The sequence below is a fragment of the Polynucleobacter ibericus genome, assembly GCF_018687955.1.
GTDB classification, from domain to species: Bacteria; Pseudomonadota; Gammaproteobacteria; order Burkholderiales; family Burkholderiaceae; genus Polynucleobacter; species Polynucleobacter ibericus.
In genome coordinates, this window is sequence record NZ_CP061309.1 from 1,722,785 (window position 1) to 1,733,291 (window position 10,507).

Below are 10,507 nucleotides of genomic sequence, written 5' to 3' on the forward strand. Positions count from 1 at the left end.
AGAACAATTTAGCTAAGAAAGTAATGATTTGCGTTTTTTAAACGAGTGACCAGGCAATCGTTTCACCAGCGCGCAGCGGGACGATAGTGGCATCACCCAGTGGCAATTCAGTAGGGATACTTTGCGGCTGTTTCACCAAAGTGATTTTTTTGCTATTACGAGGTAAGGCATAGAAATCTGGACCAAAGAAACTAGCAAAACCCTCTAGCTGCTCTAACTTACCCACACTCTCAAATGCTTCAGCGTATAAACCTAAGGCATTGAAGGCGCTGTAACAACCAGCACAGCCGCACGCAGCCTCCTTCGCGCCCTTAGCATGAGGCGCACTATCCGTACCCAAAAAGAAACGGGGGTTACCGCTAGTAGCAGCCTCCAATAAAGCAACACGATGCTCTTCACGCTTAAGAACTGGCAAACAAAAGTTATGGGGACGAATACCACTAGCAAAAATCGCATTGCGATTCATGAGTAAATGCTGCGGAGTAATGGTTGCTGTAATAGAGTTTTTTCCACCCGTCGCTGCATCACGTACATAGTGAGCAGCTTGCTTAGTAGTAATGTGCTCAAACACAATCTTGAGCTCAGGCATTTTTTTGCGTAATGGCTCTAGTACCGTATCGATAAATACTGCTTCACGATCAAAGATATCGATTTCAGAACTAGTTACCTCACCATGCACTAAGAGTGGCATACCAACCGCCTGCATTGCCTCTAATGCCCCATGACAATGCTTAAGATCACTCACACCAGCGTCGCTATTCGTTGTGGCTCCTGCGGGATATAACTTAAATGCTGCAATGCCTGCTGCTTTAGCTTTGCGCACCTCGTCCGCAGAACTATTATCAGTGAGATACAAGGTCATTAATGGAGTAAAGCTAGTCACACCCAAAGATTGAAGACTTGTTTCAATTCGACCGCGATAGGCATTTGCCAAATCAACCGTAGTCACGGGCGGCTTTAAGTTTGGCATGATGATGGCACGCGCAAATTGACGCGCAGTGTCTGCCAAAACATCTTTCATAACTTCACCATCGCGAATATGCAGGTGCCAGTCGTCTGGCTGAATCAATTGAATTTGAGTGGGACTATTAGACATATTATTTTTCTAGCAAGATAATGCGGAAATCATTTACATTCGTAAGTGTAGGGCCAGTTTCTACCAAAGCGCCTAATTCTGCAAAGAAGCCATAACAATCATGCGCCGCCAGGAATTTTTCTGGCAAAAGGCTATTGTTCCTGCTGACTTGGCGCACACCTGCATCAAACCAAGCTCCAGCATTTTGTTCACTTCCATCAATTCCATCGGTATCGGCAGCCAAAGCAGCAATATTTGGTAAATCCGCACTTGCAAAAAGGGAGAGCAGATATTCACTACAGCGACCACCGCGACCTTTAAGTCCGACTGGAATAGTAACCGTGCATTCACCACCAGAAATCAAGGCAAGTGGTTGATCAATTCCCTTAGCTACATAGTCACGAGCTAAAGCAGCGTGTGCAACGCCAACCTCTTGTGCCTCACCGATAATCGTATCGCCCAAGATCATTGGCTCATAACCTTGAGTACGGACATACTCAGCAGCAGCTTCTAAACTTTTATAAGCAGTTGCAATGACATGGTTAGCCACTTGAGCATTTACTAAATCAGCATCCTTCAAAGTCTCTGACTTTTCTCCGGCTACACCTTGCTTGAGATGATTTAGTACTGATACAGGAATAGCAGAATCTCCTAAATCATATTTTTCTAAAATATTGAGCGCATCGAAATAGGTGGAGTAGTCAGCAGCACATGGGCCACTAGCAATATCTCCAGGCGAGTCTCCTGTTACATCAGAGATTAACAAAGCCTCTACTCGTGCGCCACAGGCAATCGCAACCCTGGCTAAGTTACCTCCCAAGATTGCAGATAAATGCTTGCGCACTACATTCATTTCTTCAATAGGTGCACCGCTGCGCAAAAGTGCTTCAGTCGTTTTGCGCATATCGTCAATCGATATACCCTCTTGTGGCAAAGTCAGAAGACTTGAGCCCCCGCCAGATACCAAGGCAATCATGACATCACCCTGTTTGAGCTGTTTGGTTAAAGCTAAAACCTCTTTAGCCCCATCCATACCAGCCTGATCAGGCACCGGATGCCCGGCTTCAACAATCTGGATATAAGCTGTAGGTGAGTTATGGCCATAACGCGTCAGCACAATACCCTCTAACGTTACTTGTGGCCAATGTACTTTTGCATAAGCCTCTAAAGCACTCGCCATGGAAGCACTCGCCTTTCCAGCACCCACAACTAAACATCTGCCCCTAGGCTCTTGTCCAACTGGAAATATCTTTGCTAAGTACTGAGGTACTATCACCTTTGGATCTGCAACGGCTACAGCAGCAGCAAATGCATTTTTGAGAATCGCTTCTTTACTAGCTGACATAGAAGGTGAAGAAGTGTTTTGAGTCATCCAGCTATTCTAATCAAGAGTGGCACGTTCTTGCATTTGCCACATCTCAGCATACTTACCCTGAAGTGCCAACAGTTCGCTGTGACTTCCTCGCTCCACAATCTGTCCATGATCCATCACCAAGATTTGATCAGCATGAATAATAGTTGATAGGCGATGAGCAATGATGAGTGTCGTACGATTCTTAGCCAAACTAAGCAGCTCCTCCTGAAAAGCACGCTCCGTTTTAGAGTCCAAAGCAGAGGTAGCTTCATCAAAAATCAGCATGGCTGGTTTTTTCAGCAGCGTTCTAGCAATTGCCACACGCTGCTTCTCGCCGCCCGATAGCTTCAAGCCCCTCTCACCCACCTGGGTGTCATAACCATCTGGCAAGCGCTTAATAAATCCGTCGATTTGGGCTGCCCTAGCCGCTTCTTGCACTTGCTCAATCGTTGCAGAAGGATCTCCATAAGCGATGTTGTAGCCAATCGTGTCATTAAATAGAACGGTATCTTGCGGAACTATGCCAATTGCCTTACGCAAACTAGACTGAGTGACATCCTGAATATTCTGTCTATCAATCAGAATTTCTCCTGACTGAATATCATAAAAGCGAAAAAGTAGTCTTGCTAAAGTGCTCTTACCAGCCCCACTTTGACCTACCACTGCTGTAATCGTTCCCGCGGGAATATTGAAACTTACATCACGCAAAATTTCTCGCTTAGCATCATAGTGAAATGACACGTGCTCAAAGCGAACATCGGGACCATGGCCCTGATTCTCAATAATCAAAAATTTTGCATCTGGAGAATCTGCAATTTCTTTATCTGTATTGAGTAAAGAGAACATGCGCTCCATATCCGTCAAAGACTGCTTGATTTCGCGATAAATCACACCCAGAAAATTGAGTGGAATATACAACTGGATCATTAATGTATTGACTAATACGAGGTCGCCGAGCGTCATGGTGCCGTCTACCACTCCGAGCGTAGCGCGCCATAAAATTAAGACCAAGCCAATGGCAATGATGGTTTGCTGACCAAAATTGAGAACCGCTAAGGATTTTTGCGACTTAATAGCAGCGGCCTGATAGCGCACTAAATTTTTATCGTAACGACTAGCTTCAAAGGCTTCATTACCAAAATACTTCACCGTCTCAAAATTTAATAAAGAATCAATGGCTTTTTGATTTGCCTTTGAATCCATTTCATTCATGGTCTTACGGAAATGGGTGCGCCATTCTGTTACTACCACGGTAAATACAATATAAAAAACCAAGGCGCATAAGGTAATTGCTGCAAACCAAATATCGTATGAGTAGGCTAAATAACCCAACACCAAAATGAACTCAACCAGCGTTGGTAGGATGCTATAGAGTGAATAAGAAATCAGCGACTGAATGCCACGCGTGCCACGCTCAATATCTCGGCTTACACCGCCAGTCTGACGAGCTAAATGAAAGCTCAGCGCTAAAGCATGTAAATGTTCAAAGACTTGGAGAGCTACTTTACGGACAGCATTTTGGGTCACTCTGGCAAAGAGAAACTCGCGTAACTCAGCAAATAAGGAGGCGGCCATTCGGAGAAGACCGTAAGCCACAATGAGCGCTACTGGAACTACCAGCAAGACTTGTGGAGAGTCCGCTTTGATATTTAAATCGTCAATTAAACGCTTCAGTAAAATAGGGATACCTAGATTGGTAACCTTAGCAGCAACCAAGCAAGCCAGCGCAATCGCAACCCTAAATTTATATTCCAAAAGATAGGGAATTAAATCGCGAATGACTTTCCAATCACTTCCCTGCGAGGGCTTGGAATTTGCGCTGCCGTGATGATGTCCCGATGAATGTCTCATCGCCCTATCTTATTCCTTATTCGTGCTGGCTTTAGTCTGCTGAGAACAACTTCAGAATAGCTTCTCCATTACTAGGGGAGAAGCATTTTTTAGCGGCTTCTTTATACGGTAGCCACTCAGAGGCTATATGCTCTCTTGGCGCCAGCTTAACTAGCGTGCTATCAGGAACTTGCAGCGCAAACCAATGTTCAATATTTCGGGTGATGCCAGGGGCATAACGAAAGCGCCATTCTGGATAGATTTCGTACTCGATCTGATGATGCATATTTTGCAATGCGCCTTTTGGCAAAAGGTCTACCGCAATACCGGTTTCCTCAAAAACCTCACGGGTAGCTGCTAAAGCCAAATCTTCATCTAAGGCATCCAGACTGCCAGTCACCGACTGCCAAAAGCCTGCTCGGTCAGCGCGCTCTATCAATAAAACATCCCTATTCGATTTGTAGATAACAACCAAAACCGAAATAGGGATTTTCAAGATAACGCCAATATAAATATGGCTAAATTATTTTAAGCAGCAGGCGCAGCTTGACGCAAACGGATATGCAACTCACGCAGCTGGCGCTCATCTACCGGGCTAGGAGCCTGGGTTAACAAGCATTGCGCACGTTGTGTTTTAGGGAAAGCGATCACATCACGAATGGATTCTGCACCAGTCATCATGGTCACAATCCGATCCAATCCAAATGCAATACCGCCATGTGGAGGCGCACCGTACTGAAGCGCATCTAACAAGAAACCAAACTTTGCCTGAGCCTCTTCAGCATCAATTTTCAATGCACGGAATACCTGGCTTTGAACTGCTTCTTGGTGAATACGTACAGAACCACCACCAATTTCACTGCCGTTCAATACCATGTCATATGCCTTAGCCAAACACTTACCTGGATCTGACTCCAGATATTTCATATGCTCATCTTTAGGGCTGGTAAATGGGTGATGGCAAGCAACCCAGCGGGCTTCACCTTCATCGTAGTCAAACATTGGGAAATCAACGACCCACAATGGCTTCCAACCTTCTGTAAAGAGACCGTGGGATTTTCCCCAAGCAGATTGGCCAATGCGTAAACGTAAATTACCAATCGCATCGTTTACTACTTTTTCTTTATCGGCACCGAAGAAAATAATGTCGCCATCTTTTGCACCAGTACGCTTCAAGATGCCTTCGATCGCTGCATCATGCAGATTCTTGACGATTGGTGACTGCAAACCATTGCGGCCTTCAGCAACAGAGTTGACCTTAATCCACGCCAAACCTTTAGCGCCATAGATGCTCACAAACTGGGTGTAGTCATCGATTTCGCTACGGCTAATTTCAGCGCCACCAGGCACACACAAACCAACTACGCGACCACCAACTTGATTGGCTGCGCCTGAGAAAACCTTGAAATCAACGTCTTTCATCAAATCCGTTAATTCAGTGAACTCAAAATTCACACGCAAATCTGGCTTATCAGAGCCAAAACGCGCCATACCCTCTGAATAAGGCATGGTTGGGAATGGATTTGGTAACTCCACGTTCATCGTCTTCTTAAAGATGTGACGAATCATGTTTTCAAATAAATCCCGAATTTCTAACTCGCTCAAGAAAGCGGTTTCACAGTCGATCTGCGTAAATTCAGGCTGACGATCTGCACGTAAGTCTTCATCACGGAAACACTTTGTAATTTGATAGTAACGATCAAAGCCAGCAACCATTAACAACTGCTTAAACAATTGAGGAGACTGCGGCAATGCAAAGAACTGACCGTCATGGACGCGTGATGGCACTAAATAATCGCGTGCGCCCTCTGGTGTGCTCTTAGTGAGCATTGGTGTTTCGATATCAATGAAGCCGGCATCATCCAAATAACGACGGCACTCCATTGCTACGTTGTAACGCAAACGCAAATTCTTTTGCATTTGCGGACGACGCAAATCTAAAACACGATGAGTAAGCCTTGTTGTCTCCGATAAATTCTCGTCATCAATCTGGAATGGTGGCGTTACAGAAGCATTCAGAATTACCAAACTATGGCAGAGAATTTCCACTTTACCACTCACTAAATCAACGTTCTCGGTGCCAGCAGGGCGTGCACGAACAAGGCCTTTGATCTGAATACAAAACTCGCTGCGCACTTGTTCAGCCAGCGCAAACATTTCCGGGCGATCAGGGTCGCAAACTACCTGGACAAAACCTTCGCGGTCACGTAAGTCAATAAAGATAACGCCTCCGTGGTCACGGCGGCGGTTAACCCATCCAGAGAGAGTGACTTCTTGACCAATCAGTGAATCGGTTACCTGACCGCAGGTATGGCTTCGCATCGACATAACAATTTCCTATAAATCAAAAATGGCGTGGTAACTGAGATGCAGTTAAACCACTAGAACTATTAGGAGGAACAGAGCCCATTGAAACAATATGTTTCAGAGCCTCTTCCACACTCATCTCTAACTCAATCGTTTGTGCACGCGGCACAATCATGAAAAAACCAGAGGTAGGATTGGGAGTTGTTGGCAAGAATACGTTGACGTAATCTTCGCCCAATTTAGCAGTGACTTCTTTGGCGGGTGCACCAGTTTGGAAAGCAATCACCCAAGAATCTGCGTGGGGATAACGAATTAATAAGGCTTTACTAAAAGCTTGGCCGCTACCAGAAAATAAGGTGGACGACACTTGTTGAACGCTAGAGTAAATGGATCGCACGATCGGAATACGGTTGATCTGCTTATTCCACATCCGAATCCACCACTGTCCAGCGAAACTAATTGCCAGTAAACCGGTAGCCATGATCACGCCAACCACAATCAAAATTCCGACTCCAGGCAGTTCGCGGAAATGCTGAAGATCACCTGCAAATTGGCGAGGAAACACAGCAATGATGGCGTGCATCACTGAACCAAAAACACCATCGAGCAGACCCAAGCCCCAAGCTATCACCCAAATGGTGATCGACAATGGTGCCCAAACGAGGATGCCAGCTATAAAGTATTTTTTCATGTGTTTTGCCTAACCGCTTATTTTAGCGGGTTAGGAGTCAATCAGCGACAGACTAATAAAAGCCCAGGTTGATGATCAAAATTCCAACTAAAAATCCACCGGTAAAGAGTAAAGCGCCAGCAAGTAGGCGATGAGTCCGTCTTTCCTGCAATAAAAGGGCTTTTAAGACCTCTAATTCGCCATTTTGATCTTTTATTGGCTGCCGCGCCTTGGCCAAGCTATCAGCAATCAGGCGGGGTAATGTTGGCAAAATCTTGGCCCATGTAGGCGCCTCTTCCTTTAAACCGTCCAGGAGCCCTCTCCAGCCCAACTGCTTACTAACCCATTTTTCCAGAATCGGCTTAGCCGTTTTCCAAAGATCCAGGTCAGGATCAAGCTGGCGCGCCAAACCCTCGACATTCAAGAGGGTTTTTTGCAGCAAGGTTAGTTGCGGCTGAATTTCTACCTTAAAGCGGCGTGATGTTTGGAATAGGCGCATGAGTACGATACCCAAGGAGATTTCCTTTAGGGGTCGATCAAAATACGGCTCACAAACTGAACGTACTGCACCCTCTAATTCTTCAACACGAGTATTAGCGGGAACCCAGCCAGACTCAATGTGTAACTCAGCAACGCGACGATAATCGCGATTAAAGAACGCTAAAAAGTTGAGCGCTAGATAATTTTTATCTGGCTCACTTAAAGCCCCGACAATGCCAAAATCCAAAGAAATGAAGCGCCCAAATGTTTCTGGCTCCAAGCTAATCATAATATTTCCAGGATGCATATCTGCATGAAAGAAACCATACTCAAAGACTTGGGTAAAAAATATCTCTACACCATCAGAAGCCAACTTCTTGAAGTCAATACCCGCCTCTCTTAAGGCTGCAGTTTTGCCGATAGAGATGCCATACATTCTCTCCATGACAATCACATTGGTGTGGCAAAGATCCCAATACATCTCCGGAATCATTAACTTTTGAGAATCTACGAACTGTCTGCGAAGCTGGCTTGCATTTGCTGCTTCGCGCATAAGATCTAGCTCATCATGCAAATAAGTATCGAACTCTGCAACGTTCTCACGTGGTTTTAAGCGACGACCATCCTCAGAGCTTTTTTCAATCACTTTTGCCAAGTCATACATTAAGGCTAGGTCACCATCAATCACCGGCAGAATACCAGGCCGCAACACCTTAATAGCTACTGCGCGCCCTTCCCACTCAGGGTGTTTATCTGTACCACGCAAGACTCCAAAGTGCACTTGCGCAACTGAAGCACTAGCAACAGGAGTTGCATCAAAGCTGATAAAAACTTCCTCGATCGGCTGACCCAAATCCTTCTCAATCAAGCGACGAGACTCTTCATTTGAGAACGGCGGCACTTGATCTTGTAGCTTAGCCAATTCATTGGCGATATCTTCTGGCAACAGATCACGACGCGTTGAAAGCACTTGCCCAAACTTCACAAAAATAGGGCCCAGCGCCTCAAGCGTCAAACGAATACGCTCACCCCTAGGTAAGTGACTACCGGGAGAAAGCCAGCACAGTACCGTTAATAAACCTCGACGAATTCCTGGCTTTAGAAGATCGCGAAGAAGCGGCAATAATCCATAACGCCAAGCAGTAAAGAAGATGAAAAAGAGACGAGCAATTCGACGCACGATTTATTTAGCCTTTTGCTCTAAAAGTTGAATACGTTTTTCCATGCGATCTACAGATTCGCGTAGTTCGCTTAACTCAGACTTGTGAAACATGAAGTCTCGTTTATTTAAAAGTACTTTCTTTTCTTCACTCACATACTCAACTACATTGTCCAGCAAATCAGAGGCAGCGGAGCGAGTTGCAGATACAAACTTTTTACCCTGTCTGACAGCGAAGTTTGCAGGCGCATCCCCTACCAAGCGAGCTAAATCTTCCTCGTATTCCCAACGTAACTGCCCGGCAAGTCGCCCCAATAATTGAGCCAAGTCTGCATCACCAGTGATTTTGACGGCTTTAAAAGCTTGCTCTCGCAAAGAGCCGGTGCTACCCGCTAAGTCACTCAGGGCTTTAGCGGAAACTTCCAAAGTAAGAGAGGGAGAATCAATCTCATTCAGGGCTGCCAATAAGCCATTAGGCTTTATCTCAAAACAAAGATTACCTAGCGGCAACTGCAACAAAATACTTTTATTAGCGTGCCGTACTAGTTCTGCAGATGCCCAAGGCTCTCCACCTAAAACGTGATTAATCCCCTGGCAAGCTGTGCTAGAAGCAATCGTATGGGTGGTCGAAAAATGTCTGTTCATAAGTGTAAAAAACCCGCACTAGTGCGGGTTTTCCGACGGAAAGTACCTAAAGCTTAAACCAACTGGGAGATACCCGCTAGTACCCAGCCGCCAGGACCGTCAATAGGCTTACTTAAATTCCAGATTTCAGAGAAGTCGCTCGCTGGTGCACCTTGCTGCTCACGAATCATACCGCTGAACTGAACGCTACAGTAGTAATGACCGTCGGCCGTCTCGATTCCCAAGAGCTGAGCGTTAATCGTAACGACGTCAGTTTGATTGCTGCCATCGGTGCGACCAGCTAAATCCTGTTGAATTGTGGCAAACATCTCGGGCGTTGTAAATTCACGTAATGAAGCAAGATCACCTTGATCCCAAGCTTTTTGCAGAGTTGCAAAATATTGTTTTGCATTTTCTAAAAATGCCTGCTGATCAAAACCTGGAGGAAGGGTTGACTGAAATGGCTCTGGCTCAGCACTCACCCCGCCAAATGCATTCGCAGCAGGAGTAAAAGCCGGCTCCTGTCTTGGTATCTCAGTATTGGTGCGCTGCATACCTTGATTAGGAAAATTAGGACTTTGACCTGCACTAGACAATTTTGGCAACAGCTTGCGAATCACAAACATGATCGCAAACCCTGCTAGCACTGCAATCAGCAGGCCTGTAATCATCGAAGATGCAGCCTCACCCATTCCAAAGTGAGACAAGAGGTAACCAATTCCAAGACCAGCTGCTAAGCCCCCAAGAATTCCACCCATGCCACCAAAACGGCTAGGTGCAGGAGCTTGAGGTGCTGGAGCTGGAGCCGCAGGTTGAGCTTGCTGTGCAGGCTTCTGAACTGGAGCTGCTTGTTTTTGCATTGGAGCACTTGGTGCTTTGCCGATACTTTTGCCACCGCCCAAACGTGCGGCATCAACATGGCCAACAGATGCAAACACCAGCGTAAGACTTAACAATGTTGCTTTAAAAAAATGCTTATTCATGTTCATTTACCCCTTCTTATAACTT

9 protein-coding genes are annotated in these 10,507 nt (G+C 45.7%); all 9 read right to left on the reverse strand.

Annotation, left to right across the window (positions count from 1 at the left end; genetic code table 11):
- Positions 1 to 37 precede the first annotated feature (37 nt).
- From pyrC to AOC20_RS08770, 9 genes are read right to left on the reverse strand one after another with little or no spacing between them, the layout of a single operon-like run.
- A complete protein-coding gene (pyrC, locus tag AOC20_RS08730) occupies positions 38 to 1,096 on the reverse strand; it encodes a dihydroorotase (protein WP_215360327.1) in 1,059 nt (352 codons plus the stop codon).
- A gap of 1 nt (position 1,097) precedes the next feature.
- Positions 1,098 to 2,447 carry a glycerate kinase type-2 family protein gene (locus tag AOC20_RS08735; protein ID WP_215360329.1) on the reverse strand — a complete coding sequence of 450 codons (1,350 nt, stop codon included), beginning with the start codon at positions 2,445 to 2,447 and terminating at the stop codon, positions 1,098 to 1,100.
- Between the two features lie 9 nt (positions 2,448 to 2,456).
- Positions 2,457 to 4,280 (reverse strand): ABCB family ABC transporter ATP-binding protein/permease, encoded by a 1,824-nt coding sequence (locus AOC20_RS08740; RefSeq protein ID WP_215360331.1) that lies wholly within the window; start codon positions 4,278 to 4,280, stop codon positions 2,457 to 2,459.
- Positions 4,281 to 4,311: 31 nt separating this feature from the next.
- Positions 4,312 to 4,755 carry a dihydroneopterin triphosphate diphosphatase gene (nudB, locus tag AOC20_RS08745; RefSeq protein WP_215360333.1) on the reverse strand — a complete coding sequence of 148 codons (444 nt, stop codon included), beginning with the start codon at positions 4,753 to 4,755 and terminating at the stop codon, positions 4,312 to 4,314.
- A gap of 32 nt (positions 4,756 to 4,787) precedes the next feature.
- A complete protein-coding gene (gene aspS / locus AOC20_RS08750; protein ID WP_215360335.1) occupies positions 4,788 to 6,587 on the reverse strand; it encodes an aspartate--tRNA ligase in 1,800 nt (599 codons plus the stop codon).
- Positions 6,588 to 6,603: 16 nt separating this feature from the next.
- Positions 6,604 to 7,257: a DUF502 domain-containing protein gene (locus tag AOC20_RS08755; protein WP_215360337.1), complete on the reverse strand. Its 654-nt coding sequence runs from the start codon at positions 7,255 to 7,257 to the stop codon at positions 6,604 to 6,606.
- 52 nt (positions 7,258 to 7,309) lie between these two features.
- Complete coding sequence (gene ubiB, locus AOC20_RS08760) at positions 7,310 to 8,896, reverse strand: ubiquinone biosynthesis regulatory protein kinase UbiB (protein WP_215360339.1); 1,587 nt, start codon at positions 8,894 to 8,896, stop codon at positions 7,310 to 7,312.
- Between the two features lie 3 nt (positions 8,897 to 8,899).
- The gene (locus tag AOC20_RS08765) at positions 8,900 to 9,520 is read right to left on the reverse strand and encodes a ubiquinone biosynthesis accessory factor UbiJ (protein ID WP_215360341.1); all 621 of its coding nucleotides are present in this window, start codon (positions 9,518 to 9,520) and stop codon (positions 8,900 to 8,902) included.
- Positions 9,521 to 9,573: 53 nt separating this feature from the next.
- Positions 9,574 to 10,482, reverse strand: coding sequence for a Tim44 domain-containing protein (locus AOC20_RS08770; protein ID WP_215360343.1), 909 nt, complete (start codon positions 10,480 to 10,482; stop codon positions 9,574 to 9,576).
- Positions 10,483 to 10,507: the final 25 nt, after the last annotated feature.

Excerpts from the sequence above, each read along its gene's own strand:
- pyrC (WP_215360327.1), bottom strand. The coding sequence starts at position 1,096 with ATGTCTAATAGTCCCACTCAAATTCAATTGATTCAGCCAGACGACTGG.
- AOC20_RS08735 (WP_215360329.1), bottom strand. The coding sequence starts at position 2,447 with ATGACTCAAAACACTTCTTCACCTTCTATGTCAGCTAGTAAAGAAGCG.
- AOC20_RS08740 (WP_215360331.1), bottom strand. The coding sequence starts at position 4,280 with ATGAGACATTCATCGGGACATCATCACGGCAGCGCAAATTCCAAGCCC.
- aspS (WP_215360335.1), bottom strand. The coding sequence starts at position 6,587 with ATGTCGATGCGAAGCCATACCTGCGGTCAGGTAACCGATTCACTGATT.
- AOC20_RS08755 (WP_215360337.1), bottom strand. The coding sequence starts at position 7,257 with ATGAAAAAATACTTTATAGCTGGCATCCTCGTTTGGGCACCATTGTCG.
- AOC20_RS08765 (WP_215360341.1), bottom strand. The coding sequence starts at position 9,520 with ATGAACAGACATTTTTCGACCACCCATACGATTGCTTCTAGCACAGCT.
- AOC20_RS08770 (WP_215360343.1), bottom strand. The coding sequence starts at position 10,482 with ATGAATAAGCATTTTTTTAAAGCAACATTGTTAAGTCTTACGCTGGTG.